The 20,068-nt window shown below is 54.4% G+C and carries 19 protein-coding genes; 15 read left to right on the forward strand and 4 right to left on the reverse strand.

Annotation, left to right across the window (positions count from 1 at the left end; translation table 11 throughout):
- The 10 genes from AB8B75_RS13300 to AB8B75_RS13345 form a co-directional block, all read left to right on the forward strand.
- Window positions 1-450 (forward strand): arginase family protein (locus AB8B75_RS13300; protein WP_405362923.1); only part of this gene is annotated, 450 nt, incomplete at its 5' end.
- Window positions 447-1,397 carry an agmatinase gene (speB, locus tag AB8B75_RS13305; RefSeq protein WP_405362924.1) on the forward strand — a complete coding sequence of 317 codons (951 nt, stop codon included), beginning with the start codon at window positions 447-449 and terminating at the stop codon, window positions 1,395-1,397. The genes AB8B75_RS13300 and speB, both read left to right, overlap by 4 nt.
- A 143-nt stretch (window positions 1,398-1,540) precedes the next feature.
- Window positions 1,541-2,548 (forward strand): ABC transporter substrate-binding protein, encoded by a 1,008-nt coding sequence (locus AB8B75_RS13310; RefSeq protein ID WP_405362925.1) that lies wholly within the window; start codon window positions 1,541-1,543, stop codon window positions 2,546-2,548.
- A 9-nt stretch (window positions 2,549-2,557) separates the two neighbouring features.
- Window positions 2,558-3,334, forward strand: a complete 777-nt coding sequence (locus AB8B75_RS13315; RefSeq protein ID WP_405362927.1) for an ABC transporter permease — start codon at window positions 2,558-2,560, stop codon at window positions 3,332-3,334.
- A gap of 2 nt (window positions 3,335-3,336) precedes the next feature.
- On the forward strand, window positions 3,337-4,134 hold the full coding sequence (locus AB8B75_RS13320; RefSeq protein ID WP_405362928.1) for an ABC transporter ATP-binding protein: 798 nt from the start codon (window positions 3,337-3,339) through the stop codon (window positions 4,132-4,134).
- The gene (locus AB8B75_RS13325) at window positions 4,124-4,897 is read left to right on the forward strand and encodes an SDR family NAD(P)-dependent oxidoreductase (RefSeq protein ID WP_405362930.1); all 774 of its coding nucleotides are present in this window, start codon (window positions 4,124-4,126) and stop codon (window positions 4,895-4,897) included. Before AB8B75_RS13320 ends, AB8B75_RS13325 begins: the two co-directional genes overlap by 11 nt.
- Window positions 4,894-5,595: an SDR family NAD(P)-dependent oxidoreductase gene (locus AB8B75_RS13330; RefSeq protein WP_405362932.1), complete on the forward strand. Its 702-nt coding sequence runs from the start codon at window positions 4,894-4,896 to the stop codon at window positions 5,593-5,595. The genes AB8B75_RS13325 and AB8B75_RS13330 overlap by 4 nt, the downstream gene beginning before the upstream one ends.
- A gap of 7 nt (window positions 5,596-5,602) precedes the next feature.
- Window positions 5,603-6,538 (forward strand): polysaccharide deacetylase, encoded by a 936-nt coding sequence (locus AB8B75_RS13335; protein ID WP_405362934.1) that lies wholly within the window; start codon window positions 5,603-5,605, stop codon window positions 6,536-6,538.
- Window positions 6,538-7,683 (forward strand): aromatic ring-hydroxylating dioxygenase subunit alpha, encoded by a 1,146-nt coding sequence (locus AB8B75_RS13340; RefSeq protein ID WP_405362936.1) that lies wholly within the window; start codon window positions 6,538-6,540, stop codon window positions 7,681-7,683. Before AB8B75_RS13335 ends, AB8B75_RS13340 begins: the two co-directional genes overlap by 1 nt.
- A complete protein-coding gene (locus tag AB8B75_RS13345) occupies window positions 7,677-8,129 on the forward strand; it encodes a nucleoside deaminase (RefSeq protein ID WP_405362937.1) in 453 nt (150 codons plus the stop codon). Before AB8B75_RS13340 ends, AB8B75_RS13345 begins: the two co-directional genes overlap by 7 nt.
- A 464-nt stretch (window positions 8,130-8,593) precedes the next feature.
- Here AB8B75_RS13345 and AB8B75_RS13350 read toward each other — a convergent pair whose 3' ends face one another.
- Together AB8B75_RS13350 and AB8B75_RS13355 are read right to left on the reverse strand one after the other, a co-directional pair.
- On the reverse strand, window positions 8,594-10,300 hold the full coding sequence (locus AB8B75_RS13350) for a hydantoinase B/oxoprolinase family protein (RefSeq protein ID WP_405362938.1): 1,707 nt from the start codon (window positions 10,298-10,300) through the stop codon (window positions 8,594-8,596).
- On the reverse strand, window positions 10,297-12,375 hold the full coding sequence (locus tag AB8B75_RS13355; RefSeq protein ID WP_405362939.1) for a hydantoinase/oxoprolinase family protein: 2,079 nt from the start codon (window positions 12,373-12,375) through the stop codon (window positions 10,297-10,299). Before AB8B75_RS13355 ends, AB8B75_RS13350 begins: the two co-directional genes overlap by 4 nt.
- A 238-nt stretch (window positions 12,376-12,613) precedes the next feature.
- On the opposite strand from AB8B75_RS13355, the gene AB8B75_RS13360 reads away from it, so the two are divergent.
- Together AB8B75_RS13360 and AB8B75_RS13365 are read left to right on the forward strand one after the other, a co-directional pair.
- Complete coding sequence (locus AB8B75_RS13360; protein ID WP_405362940.1) at window positions 12,614-13,858, forward strand: Zn-dependent hydrolase; 1,245 nt, start codon at window positions 12,614-12,616, stop codon at window positions 13,856-13,858.
- Between the two features lie 15 nt (window positions 13,859-13,873).
- Window positions 13,874-14,854, forward strand: a complete 981-nt coding sequence (locus AB8B75_RS13365) for a zinc-binding dehydrogenase (protein WP_405362942.1) — start codon at window positions 13,874-13,876, stop codon at window positions 14,852-14,854.
- A gap of 346 nt (window positions 14,855-15,200) precedes the next feature.
- On the opposite strand, the gene AB8B75_RS13370 is transcribed toward AB8B75_RS13365, so the two are convergent.
- Entirely contained in the window at window positions 15,201-15,764 is a 564-nt protein-coding gene (locus tag AB8B75_RS13370) for a Crp/Fnr family transcriptional regulator (protein WP_405362943.1), read from the reverse strand.
- Between the two features lie 67 nt (window positions 15,765-15,831).
- Here AB8B75_RS13370 and AB8B75_RS13375 point away from each other — a divergent pair, with 67 nt between their 5' ends.
- Together AB8B75_RS13375 and AB8B75_RS13380 are read left to right on the forward strand one after the other, a co-directional pair.
- The gene (locus tag AB8B75_RS13375; RefSeq protein WP_405362945.1) at window positions 15,832-16,365 is read left to right on the forward strand and encodes a hypothetical protein; all 534 of its coding nucleotides are present in this window, start codon (window positions 15,832-15,834) and stop codon (window positions 16,363-16,365) included.
- 572 nt (window positions 16,366-16,937) lie between these two features.
- Window positions 16,938-17,348: a hypothetical protein gene (locus tag AB8B75_RS13380; RefSeq protein ID WP_405362947.1), complete on the forward strand. Its 411-nt coding sequence runs from the start codon at window positions 16,938-16,940 to the stop codon at window positions 17,346-17,348.
- 93 nt (window positions 17,349-17,441) lie between these two features.
- On the opposite strand, the gene AB8B75_RS13385 is transcribed toward AB8B75_RS13380, so the two are convergent.
- Complete coding sequence (locus AB8B75_RS13385) at window positions 17,442-17,681, reverse strand: hypothetical protein (protein WP_405362948.1); 240 nt, start codon at window positions 17,679-17,681, stop codon at window positions 17,442-17,444.
- 714 nt (window positions 17,682-18,395) lie between these two features.
- On the opposite strand from AB8B75_RS13385, the gene AB8B75_RS13390 reads away from it, so the two are divergent.
- The gene (locus AB8B75_RS13390; protein ID WP_405362950.1) at window positions 18,396-20,045 is read left to right on the forward strand and encodes an amidase; all 1,650 of its coding nucleotides are present in this window, start codon (window positions 18,396-18,398) and stop codon (window positions 20,043-20,045) included.
- Window positions 20,046-20,068 lie beyond the last annotated feature (23 nt).

Below are 20,068 nucleotides of genomic sequence, written 5' to 3' on the forward strand. Positions count from 1 at the left end.
AATCCAATGCGCCGTGCGTCCGAAAAGCCTTATGTCACCGGATTGAGCCAGTTTGGTATCCGCAATGTGTCCTCGACCGCCAAGGAAGGCTACGACGATGCGCGTGAGCGCGGTTCGGATATCTTGTCGGTGCGGCAGATCCGGTCCCTTGGCGTGCAGGCTGTCGCGGATCGCATACCGACAGAGGCCGACATTTACCTCACCATCGACATTGATGGATTTGATCCCTCCATTGCCCCCGGCACTGGCACGCCAAGCCATGGCGGCTTCATGTATTATGAAGTGTTGGACATGGTCGCAATCGTCGCCCAGCGGCAAAGGATTGTCGGTATTGATCTGGTCGAGGTTGCGCCCGATTACGACCACAGCGGCAGCACTACGACGCTGGCCGCACAACTGCTCCTAAACATTATTGGGCGCATCCTTTATGCAAGGAAATCCATAGTATGAGCTTTCGACCGCCTTCCACACCTGACCGTTTCGCCCCTCGGTTCAGCGAGGTTGCGACTTTCATGCGCGCGCCGCTGGCCGCGACCCTCGAGGAGGCTGACATTGGCATCTTTGGCATTCCCTATGACGGTGCACTGACGCACCGCGCGGGCGCACGTCAAGGCCCGCGTGAAGTGCGCAACCAATCGTCGTTGATGCGGGCGGTTCATCATGTCACCCGTATGGCGCCTTTCGAATTGGCGGAAGTTCGGGATATGGGGGATGTGCCCTTTACCGGCATTTTCGACATTGAGACCGCGCATAATGACATCGCGGCATTTGCCAACAAACTAGTCTCCAAAGACGTCATTCCATTTGGTATCGGTGGTGATCACTCGGTCAGCCTGCCGTTACTGAGGGCCGTTGCGCAAGACGGTCCGATTGCACTGATCCATGTGGATGCACATACCGACACACAGGATGAATTTCAGGGATCCAAATTCCACCACGGTGCCCCGTTCCGCCGGGCTGTCGAAGAAAACCTGATTGATCCCAAGGCTACCATTCAAATTGGGATCCGAGGCACTCAGAACAACACCGAAGGGTGGGACTATTCGGCTGAAACAGGCATGCGTGTCATCTTCTGCGAAGAGTTGCATGCCAAAGGGGCAGAGGCGATCGCTACCGAGACGCGCGCCCTTGTCGGGGACAGACCTGTTTACCTGACCTTCGATATCGATTGTCTGGACCCTGTCTATGCTCCGGGCACCGGCACACCGGAGATCGGTGGCATGACTACGCATCAGGCACAGGTTTTATTGCGTGGTTTGAACGCGTTAGATTACGTTGGCGCCGATTTGGTCGAGGTCTCGCCGCCCCTGGACAATGGCACGGGTACATCTTTGGCTGGAGCTGCACTGGCGTTTGAAATTCTGTGCCTTCTGGCGCAGAAGGTAGGGCAAAAGTAGCAAAACTGCCCAAAAATTGATCGCATTGACCATGAACGCCCACTTGGCGGGCAGTTCCTTGTATCACCCAGGTGTCGCCATGGTTTGGCATGCCATCCTGCATCATCACCTTTATGGATACCAAATAATTAAAGGGGATCGTAATGATAGGAAGAATACCACGCCACTTCGTTTTGGCCGCAGGCGCGTTTGCCGCCACAATATCCGCAGGCTCAACTCGAGCAGAAGATACGATAAACTGTGTGTTTCCGTTTTGGTTTGGCTTTGCGCCGGTTTTTGTCGCGGAAGCTAAGGGCTACTTTGCCGAAGAAGAACTGACAGTCACATGGGCATTTGATAATGACCGGGCCAATGTTCTGCCAGCGCTGGAAACCGGAGCCATCGATTGCACGATGCGTACCATCGGCGAAAGCATGGCACGGCCCCGCACGGCAGAAACATCCGGAACGATTATCGCGACGATTGACATCTCAATCGGTGCAGATGGGGTTGTAGCAGGCCCGGACATTGAAAGCGTCGCGGACCTGGTTGGAAAGACTTTCGCTGGTGAGATCAATCACCCCGGTACAGTCCTGACACAAGTTGCGCTGAACGAGATCGGGAAATCCGTCGCCGATATGGACATGCGCTTGATCAACACAGATGATTCCATCGCCGTTTTCGAAGATGACAGCATCGCTGCTGTGGCCACATGGGAACCAATGCTCAGCCAGATTGTGAACAACACATCACGGACCGGGTCCAAGGTTTTGTTGTCGTCTGCAGACTACGAAGGTCTGATCACGGACATCGTCCTTGTCCGCACGGACGATTATCAAGAGAACCCGGAGAAATACGCGAAGTTCTTGCGGGGTATTTTCCGTGCTATCGATGACTACATGGAAGATCCAGACGATTTCATCGCACTGTCGGCACCTGAATATGGAGTGCCCGATGCAGAGATGAAAGAAGCGTTGGAAGGGGTCAAATACACCACATACGAAGAGACAATAGAGTACATGCCGATGTCTGAAGACGGCAAGTTGCGCGCAGTCTTTGATACTTTCAATGACATCAATATCTCGCTTGATTTGCAAGACACACCATTGCCTTACACACCGTACATTGACGGTTCTTTGTTGCCAGATCTGTTTGAAGGCAAGACGCGTTAAGCCGTCGTAATGTTGTCCTTTCGCAAAGCGATCCCGCGGCGCCAAGAAATCATCCTTGGTGCCGCAGGGCTCATCGCATTCCTGGGCGCGTGGCAGTTGATCGCCATGTCGGGTTGGGTCAAGCCGCAGTTTCTGCCAACGCCGCCGGCAGTGCTGGCGGCTTTTTGGCGATTGTTTACAGAGGCTGGCTTTACCAGTGACATTCTGATTTCTGTCGGACGGGTTTGGTTTGCCTTCTTGTTGGCCGTCGTTATTGCGGTGCCCCTCGGGTTACTGATGTCATGCTATCGGTCCGTTGGCGCATTCTTCGAGCCCTTCATAGATTTCATCCGCTATCTACCGGTGCCTGCGCTTGTACCTTTGTTGATCATCTGGTTCGGTGTGGGCGAGGCATCAAAGATCGCGGTTCTTTGGATGGGCGTGTTCTTTCAGCTGGTTCTGTTGGTGACCGACGACTCCAAAAGGGTACCTGCTGAATACATTGAATCCGGGTTCACGCTTGGCGCGAACCAGTGGCAAGTGATCAGAGATGTGATTTTTCCTGCGGCTCTGCCCAATATGCTCGATAACCTGCGGATCACACTCGGTTGGTGCTGGACCTATCTGATCATAGCCGAAATCGTTGCGGCGTCTTCTGGGATCGGTCACGTAATTTGGTCGCTGCGCCGCTTTGTGAAAACGCCCGAAGTCATGGCAGGCATCATTGCAATTGGCATCATTGGGCTGCTGACCGATCAAGCGTTTCGGTTCATCCACCGCCGCGTTTTCACGTATTTAGATCGCTGACTATGGCTTATCTGTCGATCAATGATGTCTCAAAGACCTTCAGCACCCCAAGTGGTGATGTCCAAGCTGTAACGCCTCTCGATCTGGATGTGGCACAGGGTGAAATCGTAACTTTCCTCGGTCCGTCGGGATGCGGCAAGACCACACTGATGCGGATGGTTGGCGGGTTGGAAACGCCATCGTCAGGACAGATAGTATTGGACGGAGATACACTTGGCGGGCCTGACAGACGGCGGGGCATGGTGTTTCAGTCCTATGCTGCTTTTCCTTGGCTCAGCGTGGCTGGCAATATTCGGTTGGGGTTGAAGTACCGACCCGATCTGAATGGCACTCAAAAAGAGGCCGCGGTGGAACGGTTGATCACACTGGTTGAGCTGGACGGATTCGAGAACAGCTTTACCAACCGGATTTCCGGCGGCATGCGTCAGCGGGTGGCGATTGCGCGCACACTGGCGGCAAACCCCGATATCCTATTGATGGATGAGCCTTTCGGAGCGCTTGATGCGTTGACTCGCGAACATCTGCAAAACCAACTGATCCAGATTAACAGGGCCGAACAGAAAACAACCATTTTTGTGACCCATGACGTGGAAGAAGCCATTCTGCTGGCCCATCGGATCATTGTTTTTTCTGCGCGTCCGGCCCGCATTCTTGAAGACATTGACGTCAATGCGATCCTTCCCGCGGAAGGACGCGATCAGCAGGTGCGCGATCTTCCGGCATTTCTGTCCCTTCGACGCCGGATACAGGATATCTTGCGCAACGAACAACAAAGGGCAGAGGTTGCCAATGCAATTTGATTTCTCCGGCAAACATATCCTGATCACTGGCGGAAACATGGGGCTAGGCGCCGGGGTCGCACGTGGCTTCTTGCAATCAGGGGCGGTTCTGACCGTGGTCGGGCTGGAACCTGATGTATCAGAAGTTGCAGCGGCATGGTCCGCAGAATTCGACCGACAAGTCACTGGGTTGACCATCGACATCACGACGTCCGAGGGTATTGCACAACTTGCCGGTCTCGACACGCCACTGGACGCGCTGGTCAATAACGCCGGGCTGGAATTGATCACGCCGATCACCGACTCTTCACCAGACATTGATGCCGTTTTCCGCAGGATCACCGAGATCAACATCATCGGGACTTTCAGCGTCACACGTGCGCTGTTGCCTAAGCTCAAAGACGGTGGCCGGATCGTCAACACCGCCTCGATGTGGGGGAAAACAGCGGTGGCAGATTTCTCTGCCTACTGCGCGTCGAAACACGCCATCATTGGATTGACGCGCAGTTTGGCACAAGAACTGGCCCCGCGCGGCATTTCAGTGAACGCCGTTTGCCCCGGTTGGGTGCGGACGGAAGCGTCCATGCGGTCACTAACCGCCATGTCAAACCGCAGCGGACGCGATGAAGATGACTTGCTTGCCGAAATCACCGGCGCACAGGCCTTGCCCGGCTTGATGGAGCCGTCGGACATGGCCGACATGTATCTTTTTCTGGCATCGGATGCCGCGCGTAACATTACCGGACAAGCCTTTACAGTCGATCGGGGAGAGCTCATGCAATGAGCGCTTTGAAAGGACAACGCGCATTGGTGACAGGCGCAGCACGAGGTATCGGGCGGGCTTGCGGCGACGCGTTGGCAACACTTGGGGCCGAGGTCATTTGTGTTGACCTGACCTTGCCGAAACCGATCAGCGGTCCGTGTTTTCAAGCCGACGTAAGCGATGCGACATCGGTCAAGGAAACGTTCGCGCAAGTGGGACCGCTGGATATCGTGGTGAATGCAGCGGGCATCTTGATCGAAGAACCAACATTGGACATGGGCGTCGACGGCTTTGACAAACAGATCGCCGTGAACCTTCGCGGGTCGTTTTTGATCGCGCAGGCCGCACTCAACAACATGGCGCCACACGGTCAGGGACGGGTGATCTTGGTTGCCTCTGAATTGGCGCATCTGGGACGCGCGCGCTTTGCGGGTTATTGCGCATCCAAAGCGGGTGTCATTGGGCTAACCCGCGCGTTGGCCCGTGAATTTGCGCCAAACATTCTGGTCAATGCGGTGGCACCGGGCCCGACTGACACCCCAATGTTGTCTGCTGAAAACATGTCGCCCGAAACTCTGGATCTCGAAGCGGATAACCCCATGGGACGTATTGGCCAACCCTCCGAAATCGCGGCCGCGGTAGCATTCCTTGCCGGGCCGGGGGCGACTTTCATGACCGGACAAACCATCTGCCCTTCCGGTGGGGCTGTTATGCTATGAGGTTACGATGATCCAAAATCCAATTCCCTGGCCAAACGGAGCGAAAGTTGCGGTGGCAATCACCTTCGATATGGACGCCGACAGCCTGATCCACATCGAAAAAGGCAAAGCTGGGGTCAACTATCTTTCGTCCATATCAATGCTGCGCTATGGGCCAGAGGTGGCAATTCCCCGTATTTTGGACGGGTATAGACGACATGGGCTGACCCAGACCTTTTTCATTCCGGCCTGGTGCATCGAACAACATCCAAAGGCGGTTGATGCGATCCTGAAGGATGGTCACGAAATTGGCTTCCACGGCTACATCCACGAAGCGCCCAACGCCCTGCTCCCGGAAGAAGAACGGTATTGGATGCAACGGTCCATCGACGTGATAGAACGGTTTACAGGGAAACGACCACGTGGGAACCGCTCACCGCTGTACAACATGTCCGCCCAAACGCCGGGTCTTCTGGCGCAGGAGGGTTTCCTTTACGACAGTTCATTGATGGGGGATGACGTACCTTACATATTGGCCCCACCCGAGGGCGATATTTTAGAGTTGCCGGTCAGCTGGGCCACCGATGACTGGCCGCCCTACGTGCATTCCATCGATCTTGATTACATGTTCCAGATCATGTCGCCGGATCGGGCCATGGAAATCTTCATGGCCGAATTCAATGCCATGCGTGCAGCCGGGAATGGACTGTGGATCGGGATTTGGCATCCCTTTGTATCGGGCCGATTGTCGCGCTGGCAACGGGTGGAAAAAATGATCGAAGAGATGATGGAAACGGGTGATGCATGGTTCGCACCGCTCGAAGAGATCGCCAATCATTGCCTTCAGATGCAAGCGGAAGGCACAGTCACTTTGCGCCGGGACAGCCTGCCCTTCTACGATGGCCACTCTCCGATCCCTAACCCAATGCCCTCCACAATGCCAGGTGCAACAGGAGCGAAGTGATGACCCAGCAAGACCAATTTGGCTTCCGCAACTACGATCTGCCCAAAGAGGTGGAGCGGCACCAAACAGCGACGCCGCAGGCAAACTACACGGATCCCAAGCAATTTGAACAAGAGCTGGACTCGGTTTTTGAGAGCGATTGGGTGATGGTGGGACGGGTTGGGATGATCCCCAACCCAGGCGACTATTTCACCGCTCAGGTGGGGACAAAACCGGTGATCGTGATGCGACAATCAGACGGATCCATCAACGCAATGGGAAATTTTTGCCTACATCGCTATGCCTGCCTACTGGAAGGGGCAGGACATACAAAGCGGATCGTTTGTCCTTATCATCATTGGACTTATCAGATGGACGGCGCACTGATTGGTGTTCCCGACCGCGTGGGTTTTGAAAAAGACGCACTTCAAGGCCTGAAACTCGTCCAACTGTCATGCGACACAGCACTTGGCTTTATCTTCGTCGCTCTATGCGACGATCTTGACCCAGTGGCTGAACGGCTGGGTGACCTTGGTGATCTGATCGGCAACTTCGGGCTTGCCAATTACGAAGACCGGCATGTGGTTCACGAAGAACATTGGGATGGAAACTGGAAATTACTCATCGAGAACTTTATCGAAAGCTATCACACAACCTATACACATACCGGGTCGATTGGGCCAACAAACCCTACAAATCTTGCCGAGTTCGGTCCTTGGGGTGCACCGGGGTTTGCCATCCATTCCAACAGTTATCGCGAAGAAGATTTGCCCGAAATCTACAATCCCAATCTGACCGAGGACGAAAAACGTCGTTTTTATGTGATCTCGCTTTTTCCAAACGGACTGGCCGCGGTTGATGCAAACTTCGTCTGGTGGATGGCGTTGGAGCCTACAGGGGTCGCGCAAACAAACGCACGGTGGGGATTGAGTTACGCGCCGCAAACCATGGCTGACACGGCCGACGCAAACGCCTTTTGCGCGACAATTCGAGACGTCATCGAAACTGCAACTGCCGAAGACAAAGAAATGGTGCAACGGGTTCAAAAGGGAGCCAGTTTCGGGACCCAAACACCGGGATTTCTGCATGCGCCGCTTGAACTAAACATCAAAGAATTTAACAATTATCTTGCCCAGAAGATCGCAGGCGAAGAAGCGTCATGCTGACCGATACCGAACGCAGGATGTTGCGCATCGCCTATGACGAAGCCAAAGCCGGATTTGACGAAGGTGGCTGCCCGATCGGGTCGGTTTTGGCGCGGGGCGATCAACTGGTCTCCCAAGGTCGGAACCAACGCGTACAGGCAGGTGATCCGATTGCCCATGGGGAAATGGATGCCCTGCGCAAGGCCGGGCGGCAGAAAACCTATCGTGATACAACGCTTTATACCTCGCTGAGCCCCTGCATGATGTGCGCCGGCACGATTGTGCAGTTTGGTATCCCCCGTGTCGTAATTGGCGAGAACACGACATTCAGCGGCAACGAAGATTTTTTGCGAGAGCGCGGGATAGAAGTCGTCGTGGCAGATGATCAAGACTGTATCGACATCATGACCCGCTTCATTGCAGAAAAACCCGACCTATGGGCTGAAGACATCGCCGAAGATAACTAGTAGCGCGGCGGACGCTTTCTCGTTAGCGGACACAGGTGTCGGTCATGATTATGCACGCAACGGCGATGCTTCTAGTTGCTCTACGAGTGCATTGAGACGCAATCCGTAAAGCATGAAACAGTATTCGGAACACATTACACAATAGATTAGTTGGCTAGATCGGCTTGCCTAATTCAAATTTGTCTTTCACCTCACTAAGATCGGAAGCAGATCATTGACGCTTGAGCCGCGAAATCGTTTTCGCAAATTTTCTGCGACGCGACCAATGATTGATTTGCAAGAAGGCACCGACGCAATAGGGCACAAGGCGGTCGCGATCACAAGCGTCGCTTGCCACTAATCGTCGGCAGGCCTGTTTAGTCACCTGCAAACCCGCCGGAAGCTGACGCCCCTCTCCAGACGGCCAAAACCATTGCGGTCATCTAACATGGATATATGCGAGACGCATTTACAGCATCGCGCGTTCAATTCTCTGACTGAGCAAACAGACCCCGCGCAACATCTTCTGTGATTAAACCATCCGCAACATCTGCAGCAATTGCCTCTGCAGGCCGCAATTCAGGATCGCCATAGCCGCCGCCACATGGGCCATTTGACACCAGTTTGTCACCCGCATTCACTTTGAAAAAAGGGACTTTGGACGGCAATGACTGCGTCATCCCATCCGGGCGCACCAGCGTCAATGAGGCCACGTGCCCATCTGCGCCACCATCAAAGCCCCAGGGTTCAAAAGCGTGACCGTCACCCTCCAGCGAAAACCCCGCATCATCCAGGAAGGTAAATTCTCGGACGGCACCAATCCCACCACGCCATTGACCTGCGGCCATCACATCCTCTCGGAGTTCGTAACGTTCCACCCGCAACGGAATATGCGATTCAATGTCCTCGACAGGGTTATTGCGCGTGTTTGCATAAAGCGTGTCCACTGCATCCATCCCGTCCATACCCAACCGACCTCCATAGCTGCCTTCCATGATCTCCATATGGACCCAATGGTTGCCGTCCTCGAGCCCGGAAAATGCGACGACACGCAGATTGCCAATTCCGGCAGAAACCTGGTGCGGCACAACCTGCGCAAAGGCGCGCATAACGGTATCGGCCAATTGGTTGCCGGGACAGAACCTGGCTATGACTGGTGCGGGAAAAATCGGATTGGCGAGGCACCCTTTCGGGGCAATAATCTCAATCGGTCGCGTCAGGCCGGAATTCTGTGGAATCGCCCCGTATGTCACCGAGTCCAGCAAAATCGACCGGATGGTCAGCCAGACAGCACAGTCAACTGTACCAACCAAGGGCATGTTGATGGGTTTGTCAGGCAGTTGCGGTGCCGTTCCCGTCAGATCCACCGTCAGGCCGTCCCCTCGGACCTTAAGCGTCACGACCAAAGGTAGCTTACTACGTGTGGGGTCGGGATCATCAAGGAACCCATCAAGATAGGTCGTAGCACTGTAATCCCCATCCGGCAGATCCCGGATCGCGTCGCGCATAAGACGTTCTGAATAGTCCATCAGATCATGGAAAGCGGCCATTGTAGCCTCAATCCCGTGATGTCCGACCAGTTCAAGGAAGCGTTCGGCCCCGATCCGTGCAGATTCAATCTGCGCTTCCATATCGCCAACCACCAACGCTTGGGCGCGAATGTTCGCCCGCAGGATATGCCAGACAGCTTCGTTCCTGCGGCCTTCGTCAAAGACCTTGATCGCCTTGAACTGCAGGCCTTCCGCGTAGGTATCCACCGCATCAACAATGCCGCAACTGCCCGGTGACAGCGCGCCGATATCAAGATGATGGGCCGTCGTTACCGACCATCCGACCAGTGTTCCGTCTAGGAACACTGGTACACAAAACGCAACATCTGGCCCGTGGCTAGCCCCACCGTAGGGGTCGTTATGCATGATGACGTCCCCAGGGTGGATCGGATCGCCCCGCTGTTTCAACACGGAGAGCACGTTGCGGACGTAGCCGGGGATGGGCCCCGATTGCAGCGGGGTGGACATCTTGCACTCGCACATCTGTAAACCCGCCGCGTCCGTCAAGGCCGCGCCAAAATCCTCAGATTCACGAATAATGGATGAATAGGACATGCGCATCAGCTTATGGCCCATTTCGATAGCGATGTTCTCAAGACCCCCTTGAATAACGGCCGCGGTAACGGGATCAATCCTTGTCATGGCTGGCCCTCCAATGTGATGATAATGCTGCCGGATGGATGAACCCGGGCCATGCCCTTTGGCGGGATTACAGTCGTACTGTCCTTTTGCAGGAGAATGGCAGGACCTTCAAAGGGTTGATCTACAGGCAAGGTGTCACGGCGATAAACGCGCGTTTCAAAAACCTTCAAGGCACCCCCGTCGCGGAACACGCTGTCACGCTTGTACAAGAAGGCCGTATCAAGGCAGCCATCGGAAGTAGGCGGCATCTGTTCAAGCTTGCGCAGCTTGCCAATGGCGGTCACACGCAGGTTCACCACCTCAACAGGGTTGCTTTCAAAGGCATGGCCATATTCGGAAGCATGAATGACATGAAACTTGTCCCAAACATCTGCGATCGCATCCGCGTCGAGGGTGCCATCGACAACGGGTACATTCAATTCGTAGCCCTGACCTACATAGCGTAGATCCCCTGATCTTGCGAATGTCGCGTTGGCCGCATTAACGCCGTCATCTGAAAACCGGGCCATAAGTTCTGTTTCCATGGCCGCAAAATCACTGTTGATCCGGTCCAGATCATAGGTCGTTGACTGCTGAAACAGTGTGCGAATGGCGTCGTACTTGAGGTCGGCCGTCAAAAGCCCCATTGCCGATGTGATGCCTGGATGGGGTGGCACGATCACTTCTGGGATTTGCAACATGGCCGCAACTTCGGCCCCATGCAAAGGCCCGGCGCCGCCCATCGCGACCAAAGCAAAACCGCGGGGATCGATACCTTTCTGGACCGTGCGTGACCGAATGGCATTGGCCATATTGGCATTCAGGATCGTCAGAACACCTTCCGCAGCCTCCAGCTTGTCGATGCCCAGTTTGACCGCGAGTTTCGCGATCGCAGCGTCCGACGCGTCTGCATCAAGTCCCATTTCACCACCTAGGAAGTCTCGGGGCTCCAGGCGTCCGAGCACCAGATTGGCATCCGTAACGGTCGGCTGTGTCCCACCTTTGCCATAAGCAGCGGGCCCCGGCACAGCACCCGCGCTTTGTGGCCCGACACGGAAAGCACCGCCCTTATCCACATAAGCGATTGATCCGCCGCCTGCACCGATCGTGTGGATGTCCAGCATTGGCATCAGCAAAGGAAACCCGGCAATAGACGTGGACCGCGCATCGGTTTGAGCAAAAACCCCATCCACAGCAATTCCAATGTCGGCGGAAGTTCCGCCAATATCAAAGGTAATCAAGCGATCCCGCTCGCATTGTGCACCGATCCAACCGCCGCCAAGAACACCCGCCGCCAGACCCGACATCAGCGTCAGAGCAGGGTTTTCCGTTACCATGCGCGGGGTAGCGACGCCGCCATTTGACGCCATGATCCGCAAGTCTCCTTTGACGCCCAATCCGTGCAGTGCCGTCTCAAGGCCCGCGATGTAACTGCCAACTTTTGGCCCAACAAATGTGGCCAAAGCGGCTGTCGTGAATCGTTCAAATTCCCGAAACTGTGGTGAGATTTCTGCAGAAGTGGTCACAAAAGCGTCTGGCATAACGTCTTGCACGATGGCTTTTGCGCGCATTTCGTGGGCGGGATTCAAATAGGAAAACAAAAAGCAGATCGCAACCGAGTTGACACCTTCCAATCGCAGAGCTTCGGCAGCCTCTCGGACTTCGGCTTCATCCAGTGGGATCAACTCTTCGCCAGTTGGTGGGATAAGCCGTCCCGCCACAGTTTTGCGATAGCGGCGTTTGATCAACGGCCGGTTTTGCCAGGGGAGTTCCTGCATGATCGAATAATGTTCAACCCGCTGATGGCGACCGATGTGTAGCACATCGCGGAAGCCCTCGTTCGTGATCATCCCTGCCCGCGCACCTTTGCCTTCGAGCACGGCATTGGTGGCGGTCGTCGTGCCGTGGAACACGTGATCGATGTCCGCTGGACTGATCGCATTGAGGTGGCACAAAGCTTTAATCCCAGCTATCACGCCAACGGACGGATCGTCAGGTGTCGTTGCCACTTTGTGAATCCCGATGTCACCGGACTTTGGATCAAAATATATTAGGTCCGTGAAGGTTCCCCCAACATCGACGCCAATGGTCTTCATGACCGCTCCCCCCCCGTTCATATTGCGCGGAATAATCTCTGCATTGATGCGCGGGCGTTGCCCAGTTATCCAGAGGAGATCCAGTTTGATGGCATTTCGCCTGCTGTGCAGGTTGGCGACAAAGACGATAACGCCCATTCCTTAGGCAATCGGGAAGAATGAGCCCAAGGCGCCGCGCGCAGACCTGTCCTCCGCGAGGACAGATGTTAAGCCCTAAGCAAAGCCGAGGAAAAGTTTCATGCAAGCCAACCAAATCCCAGAAATCGACCCGAAAAAAGTCGCTGACATGATTTTTACGTTAGGCGAATTCGGAGCCCATTCCGGCACAGGTGTCTGGCGAACCGCGTTTTCTGAACAATGGGTTGCCGCGCAAGACTGTATCGCTGGATGGAGCCGTGAGGCGGGGCTCGAGGTCCGCTTTGATGCTGCTGGTAACTTATGGGCCCGCGCTGAAGGAACAGAAGGCGGCGACGCAATTGTCTCGGGATCTCACATCGACAGCCAATGCCCAGGCGGGCGCTATGACGGCGCGCTTGGAGTTCTATCCGCTCTGATTGCGATCACCGCTTTGAAAGATGCGTTTGGGCCGCCCCGAAAGCCATTGGAACTCGTTTCCCTTTGCGAAGAAGAAGGGAGCCGATTTCCCACCGCCGGGTTCTGGGGATCGCGCGCGATTGTTGGCCGTGTGCGGCCAGGAGACTGTGACAATACAGTTGACATATCTGGAATAAGCATTGGGACGGCAATGGCCAATGCGGGTTTCGACCCGGCCCAAATTTCACAGGCAGTACGTGATGACATCGCGGCATTTATTGAACTTCACATCGAACAAGGCCCTTTTTTGGAGGATGCCGATCTTCCGGTTGCAGTGGTAAATGCGATCACACATATTCGCCAGACAAAGGTCAAACTAACAGGACAGTCTAACCATGCCGGGGCCTTTCCGATGGATATCCGATGCGATCCGATGGCAGGGTTCGCTGAGGCCGTGACGACTGTGATCGACCATGCTAACGCCCTTGGACGACCTGCGGTCACAACAGTCGGAAAATGCAGCGTCGATCCCGGCGGTTCCGCAATTATCCCAAGCAGCGTAACCTTCACGATTGATGCCCGCCATCCCGACCCAAAGGCCGCCCTGGAGCTCTACAAGACCCATGACATAATGCTGTCGGATATCGCTGCCCGTCGTGGCTTGTCGGTTGAAACCGAAATTCTGCTGGATCTGCCACCGTGCCTAAGTGATCCCACATTTCTGCAAGCCATGGATCGGGCCGCGCAAGCTGCAAGTATTGCTACGATGCATATGGCCAGTGGCGCAGGCCACGACGCGCAGCAAATGGCCGAGATTTGCCCCGTTGCGATGATCTTTGTCCGCAGCGAAGACGGCCGCAGCCATACACCTGAAGAGTTTTCCACCATCGAGGACATCGTCGCCGGGATAAAGGTTCTGGCCGGAACCCTGTACCAACTCGCTTACTGAAAGAAGGGAATACCAATGCGCGCTGTTGTCTTCGAAAGGCCTGACCGGAATCCCGCTTCGACCGTGATCAAGGATGTCCAGATGCCATCGGCTGGTACCGGCCAAGTTGTTGTGAAGGTTGCTTACGCAGGACTGAACTACGCAGACTTAATGATGCGCACAGGCATTTATCCTCACCCGAAAGGGTATCCGCTTGTCGCTGGCCTCGAACTTGCGGGTACGGTTACAGACATCGGGGCCAACGTGATCGACATTGCGGTTGGTGATCGTGTCACCGCCTTTAGCGAGGATGCCGGGGCTTTTGCAGAATATTGTGCCGTTCCAATCGAACGCATCGTTCGACTTCCGGACGGCGTGGCTTTTGATGTCGGGGCTGCGTTCTACGTGCAGGCGCTGACCGCTTGGAATTTGCTGCATACAGTTAGCGAAACGAAGCTTGGCGATACGATCCTGATACACGCAATCGGTGGCGGTGTCGGGCTTTACCTGACGCAACTCGCGAAAGCAGCGGGTGCGCAGGTGGTTGGAACAATCGGAACCGCCGGCAAAGAAAAACGCGCCTTGGAGTTTGGCGCTGATCTCGTGATCGACCGGACCGATACTGATTTTGTTGAGGCCACACTGGCTTTCACGAACGGGCGCGGCGTTGACAAAGTTGTCGATTCAACCGGTGCCACGATCCTTGACAAAAGCTTCGAAACAATCCGCCAACTTGGCCATGTCGTCAGCTTTGGCGAAGCAGAAGGCCCCCCACTTCCCAACCTTTGGGAACAACTGATCAAGAAATCACTAACCTTCACCCGGATGCATTTGGGTCACATGGATTTTGGATCTGAAACCTGGTCGAAAGGAGTAGAGACGGTGCTCTCAATGATCATGGATGGCACACTCGCCTGTCCAATTGAGGGTGTATATGAGCTTGAAAACGTGAATGACATGTTCACGGCGCTTGCGTCCCGCAAACTCGCAGGCAAGGCAATTCTCAAGGTGTCGTGACAACAAGCGTCGCTGCTTGATCGCCAATGCATTCGCAAATTTGCTGGCTCATGTTCTAGTTGAGCGCCAGTTTTTATCAATAATATGGCCAACAGCCTTCGATTGTTCAGCGAAAGCTGGCCTTACTCGACGATCAGGCAGGTTGCAAAAACCAGGCAAAGCCATTGCAGCAAATCAAATCATTGCCATCAAAAAGAGACTTCAGCCTACTTCGATTGCGTTCGTCACGGCAAGATCTTCGCGGACTTTTGCGATGGCGAAACTTGGTTGTCTCCGATGCATTGTATTGTGATCTGCAACGAACATACTCTCGCATCTTTCAAACCATTGTCCGCATCGCTTGGTGTTACAGTAGCCTGTATCTTCCACGTCCAGTTTGGATCAGTCGCCCATCATTGCACAATGAACGAAGTGCTCGATAGCAAGCCTCATGGGTCAAATGAATACGGGTGGCAAACTCGGTGACCGCTCCTTCAAGATAGCCCGCCGATACAGCCGCCAGAACCCGTTCATCAGCAGACTTGATCGCAGTGATTTCCAAAAGGAACCGATAGCTTTGGACCTGTCGAGCCAGCAAAGCTGAGAATGACAATGCAAAGTCTTTGTCTTTGGACAATTGGTTCAGCGTCGCCGTCTTACAGATGTGCTGCACCTCGCCAGCCACCGTGCAGATGGCGTCGCAGTGATACTGATCCGAAAACACCGACGCTTCGGCAAAGAGCTCACCAACCGTTGCACGGTGTAGTGTCAATGTATCTCCCGCCTTTGTGGTCCTGCGAAGTGTCACGCAACCGGTTTGAACCCGGTAGAAACCAATCGCGGGCTCAGCTTGTCGGAACAATACGTCACCCGCAGACATCGGGAGTAACTGAATGGCTGTATCAGGTAAATTGTGAAATCTATTGTCCATATATGATCCAAATCATATCAAAGTTATGGAGGGTCGGCTACTGCATCTTCGAACGAAGGAGGTCCAAATGGCATTGATCCAATTAACAGGCACCATACTGCTGTTGATCGCCGCACCAGTCACGGCACAGCATTCTCACGATAGCCCCGGCGGCGGCGATCTGCTTCAGACAGGGCAAGCACAGTTTGCCGCTATTTCAGAGATCGTAGAAATTCTACGAAACGATCCCGCAACCGAATGGGAGAACGTCAATTTACGAGCGTTGCGAGATCATCTGGTTGACATGGACAACGTGACGGCCCGATCGACCGTGGTGACAAAAGCGGACGGTAACATTGTGACGTTTACGATCATCGGAGAAAATGAAGTTGTTCCTTCAATCCAAAGTATGGTGACTTCCCACAGTCCAATGTTGGCAGCGGAGACTGGCTGGTCAGTGGCTTCCACATCGATTTCGGATGGCGCCACCATGGCGATTGAAGTGCCGGACCACACAGATCTCAATCAGGTGTTGGGCCTCGGCTTCTATGGAGTGTTGACCATTGGCGCGCATCATAAAAAACACCACCTCATGATTGCAACTGGTAACTCGCCTCACTGATGAACCGGCGAACAGACCTTTAGGCGGAAAATTCCAAGGTCGCGATTTCTCCCTAGGAAACCTGGAACTGAAGCACAGCGAAAGCAGGCTCCTTACAGACTACGCTATCAATCGCCTATCAAGACGATAGTCAGAAGCGACGCGCTGAAGCCGCCCCTGCTCAGAGCGTTTTAACACTCATCAAGTCCTTGATCGGCGCGACGCGGGACAAATGGCTATGTCGCATTGCAAGGAAGTATGAGTCGTCGAGCCGGTCTCTTTCAACTCATTTCCACGTGATCGAATCCGTGCAAACGGCAAAAGCTCAAGATAGCGCGCCCGTAGGCGATTTCATGTTGTAAACAAGGTGCACACTGGTCCCTTAAAGCAATTGAAATGTAAGCTTAGACTGCTCGATCAGTGATCCGCGCAAAATATAGCAAAACGGGTTGTTTTATTTGTATTTTAAAACTGTTTCAGGGCAAATTTGCGGCCCAGAAAACCGCCCGAATTTCGCCCGATTTGTCCCTTTTCGACGACACAAGCCACACCCTATTGCCGCCACATGCAAGATTCTCAGTATTGGATGACCTATGTCCAGATCAAACGTAAAGGCCACCAAGCCATGCTATGACCGTTCACCGCCAAAAGGACGTACTCGTATGGGTCGTGCCCGGGCGGATAAATGGATCACAAAGTCCTCCGTCTCGATCGCCATGCGCCTTGGCGAGACCCGCCGCGGCCGACGGCTAAGGCTGGATGCTGAACACCTGAAACTCGAAGTCTACCACCGCAAGGTCCCAAGTATTATGATCGAGATTGACCAAGGCATCACGTTGATTGATGCCACCGGTTTCGACTCTTGGGTCTTGGTCAAGGCGCAGGGGAAACATCCAGAGAAGACTAAGGAAAAGGTCTTCCAATGTTTGTCTCGATTTGTCGGCATCGCTTTCTACCACGCTTATACACAAGCGCCTTTGAAATGCATGGATTTCCACGAATAGCACCATGAAGGCGCAAGCCGCAGTTTCGAAGCAGGTTCGGAGATCGAAAGAGAGATTTTCGGCCGCTTGTCGCGGAGGTTTCTTCAAAAAAACCTAAGTTGTCGACGTCGGGTACCAGAACGGCGGCGTCCGCCGGAAACGCTGGGAGAGATCAACCCGACTCTCGGCCCGGCCAAACAAGGCGCAGAGCAGGTCGAGACCATGCAGGTCGCCAACCGACGCGCGGCACTGCAAGCGCCTTCCGTTAACGACGATGTCCGCAGCTAAAACCACGTGCTTGTCTCTGCCATCCATCGTATCGCCGGACAAGGCTTCAGCGATCCAAGCGTTCATCAAACCAATACTGGGCTTCGAAAGAAGGCAAGGTTGGCGCAGGACGAAACTGCCGGTGCCGTATTGCGCGAAACGATCACCCCTAGCACTGGTCGCCAGCAAGGCCAGATTCAAAGGATCAAAGCTTCCGGCAATGCGGCGGCTCTAATTGGCGACTATTTTAACAACTGAACCGAGTACATTCTTGGCAAAAGCGTATCTGTCGTCGGCTACATGTTTGCTGACCTACATGTCGTTGCGGAGATCGTTTCCGTTTATTTCGTCAATATCTTACTGCCCTTTATAGAAGAACTTCTGGTCCCGATCTAGGCCGCTACGACTGTCGTCAGGAACAATTACTGCATACTTTCCGCAGCCTTTTTTGCTTTCACCGCACACAAGACTAATTTTGTTTTGATATCCGCGGCGATCACTACCCGGGCCTGTTTGACTAAACGCGCTGATTGCAGACTGTCGCTGATGCCTAGCTGTCGGCTGACCGCTTTTCAGACGAGACAGACAGCGGCACTATCGACGATGCCATTGCCACAGGAAAAGCGCGCCTCGCGGCCGCTGAATGGACCGACCGCTAGGTTGCAACTCAATAGCCTTCGCGCAAACAAGTTTGGAAAGAATCGATTATTATTTACTCAAAACCTGAACAAGCCGCCTGTTATGACCAGCATTTACTGGTCAAAATGAAAGTAGTGTTTCATCAGAATCGGGGGGCGATAAATGAAACAAGATATTTCTGAAGCCGATATCGCGGGGGCCGAACGACTTCTTGGGTTGGCATACACAGAACGCGAACGGGCGCAAATGCTGGATAATCTCGATGGACAACGTGAGGCTGCCATCGCAAGGCGTGCTCTTACTTTCGATAACAGCACACCTATGGCCGCGCGATTTGATCCACGTCTGCCAGGTTTTGCGATGCCGTTTGGCGCCGATACGCTGACGTTTTCAACCATTACGGACCCCCTGCCCGAAAATTCAGAAGACATCGCCTTTGCGCCACTGACACATCTTTCTCATTGGGTCCGTAGCGGTCAGATAAGTTCGCTTGATTTGACCAATCTTTATCTTGATCGTATCATCAGCCTGAATCCAAAGCTTGAATGTTTCGCGACAGTGACGGCTGACCTTGCCCGCGCCGAGGCCAGTGCAATGGATAGCCTCTTGTCTGCCAGAGTTTGGCTGGGGCCGCTGCATGGTATTCCCTACGGTTTGAAAGATCTTTTTGATACAAAAGACATAACGACAGGCTGGGGCGCTGAACCATTTGAGGATCGGATCCCCGACAGCGATGCGGCGGTCACAACCAAGCTGCGCGCTGCAGGTGCCGTATTGATCGGTAAAACGTCGGTGGGTGCATTGGCCTATAACGATCTGTGGTACGGCGGCTGGACACGCAACCCGTGGAACCGAAATGAAGGATCAAGTGGATCAAGTGCGGGATCAGCCTCTGCCACTGCGGCAGGTTTATGTGGCTTTTCTATTGGTACTGAAACACTGGGTTCGATCACGTCTCCCTCGCAGCGGTGCGGCACGACGGGTCTGCGCCCAACATTTGGCCGCGTCAGTCGCGCAGGCGCAATGGCGCTTTGTTGGTCGCTGGATAAGGTCGGCCCAATCTGCCGCGGAGTCGAGGATACCGCCATGGTGCTTGCCGCGATCAATGGCGGCGACATCAATGATCGTGGGTCAATTGCAGCCCCATTCCAATTTGATGCCACTACCAGCATTGACGGCATGACGCTGGGCTATTTACCGCAAGCCTTTGAGGAAGGTGCTACAGACATCGATCATGCAGCTTTGGCAGCCGCGCACGATCTCGGGATCACCGTCAAGGAAGTCGCGCTCGAAGATCTGCCCTACGGGTCACTGATGATTTCGGTTTACGCCGAAGCCGCCGCGGCATTCGAGGCACTGACACTCGACGACATTGACGACAGCTTGCGCTGGCAAGACGATGGCGCGTGGCCCAATACATTTCGGAAGGCGCGGTTCATTTCGGCAGTAGATCTGGTCCAGACCGACCGTCTACGCTACCGTGTGATGCAAGCGGTGGGCGAGATGATGGGAAGTGTTGACGCGCTGATCGGGCCATTTTCGACCGGTCCAATGCTGGTGGCCTCAAACTTCACCGGCCACCCGTGCCTGCATATTCGCGCAGGCTTTGACGAACTGGCCAGTCGCACAGCGGCTTCGCTCGGCTCGGGCAAACTGACCACAGGCGAAGCGATGGGCGAAAAAACATTCACCGTGCCTCAAGGTATTTCCCTTTGGGGGCAACTCTTTGACGAGGGGCCGCTATTGTCACTTGGTATGGCACTTGAGCAAAAACTGGGTGTTGCAGACAAACGCCCCACACTTCCAATCTAACATGCAAAAAAAACGACCCGCGC

The sequence above is a fragment of the Roseobacter sp. genome, from assembly GCF_045106495.1.
GTDB lineage: Bacteria > Pseudomonadota > Alphaproteobacteria > Rhodobacterales > Rhodobacteraceae > Roseobacter.

Coding starts and splice junctions, on each gene's coding strand:
- AB8B75_RS13330 (WP_405362932.1), top strand. CDS start 4,894: ATGAGCGCTTTGAAAGGACAACGCGCATTGGTGACAGGCGCAGCACGA.
- AB8B75_RS13320 (WP_405362928.1), top strand. CDS start 3,337: ATGGCTTATCTGTCGATCAATGATGTCTCAAAGACCTTCAGCACCCCA.
- speB (WP_405362924.1), top strand. CDS start 447: ATGAGCTTTCGACCGCCTTCCACACCTGACCGTTTCGCCCCTCGGTTC.
- AB8B75_RS13365 (WP_405362942.1), top strand. CDS start 13,874: ATGCGCGCTGTTGTCTTCGAAAGGCCTGACCGGAATCCCGCTTCGACC.
- AB8B75_RS13345 (WP_405362937.1), top strand. CDS start 7,677: ATGCTGACCGATACCGAACGCAGGATGTTGCGCATCGCCTATGACGAA.
- AB8B75_RS13355 (WP_405362939.1), bottom strand. CDS start 12,375: ATGAAGACCATTGGCGTCGATGTTGGGGGAACCTTCACGGACCTAATA.
- AB8B75_RS13335 (WP_405362934.1), top strand. CDS start 5,603: ATGATCCAAAATCCAATTCCCTGGCCAAACGGAGCGAAAGTTGCGGTG.
- AB8B75_RS13315 (WP_405362927.1), top strand. CDS start 2,558: ATGTTGTCCTTTCGCAAAGCGATCCCGCGGCGCCAAGAAATCATCCTT.
- AB8B75_RS13375 (WP_405362945.1), top strand. CDS start 15,832: ATGGCATTGATCCAATTAACAGGCACCATACTGCTGTTGATCGCCGCA.
- AB8B75_RS13390 (WP_405362950.1), top strand. CDS start 18,396: ATGAAACAAGATATTTCTGAAGCCGATATCGCGGGGGCCGAACGACTT.
- AB8B75_RS13340 (WP_405362936.1), top strand. CDS start 6,538: ATGACCCAGCAAGACCAATTTGGCTTCCGCAACTACGATCTGCCCAAA.
- AB8B75_RS13380 (WP_405362947.1), top strand. CDS start 16,938: ATGTCCAGATCAAACGTAAAGGCCACCAAGCCATGCTATGACCGTTCA.
- AB8B75_RS13385 (WP_405362948.1), bottom strand. CDS start 17,681: ATGAACGCTTGGATCGCTGAAGCCTTGTCCGGCGATACGATGGATGGC.
- AB8B75_RS13325 (WP_405362930.1), top strand. CDS start 4,124: ATGCAATTTGATTTCTCCGGCAAACATATCCTGATCACTGGCGGAAAC.
- AB8B75_RS13310 (WP_405362925.1), top strand. CDS start 1,541: ATGATAGGAAGAATACCACGCCACTTCGTTTTGGCCGCAGGCGCGTTT.
- AB8B75_RS13360 (WP_405362940.1), top strand. CDS start 12,614: ATGCAAGCCAACCAAATCCCAGAAATCGACCCGAAAAAAGTCGCTGAC.
- AB8B75_RS13370 (WP_405362943.1), bottom strand. CDS start 15,764: ATGGACAATAGATTTCACAATTTACCTGATACAGCCATTCAGTTACTC.
- AB8B75_RS13350 (WP_405362938.1), bottom strand. CDS start 10,300: ATGACAAGGATTGATCCCGTTACCGCGGCCGTTATTCAAGGGGGTCTT.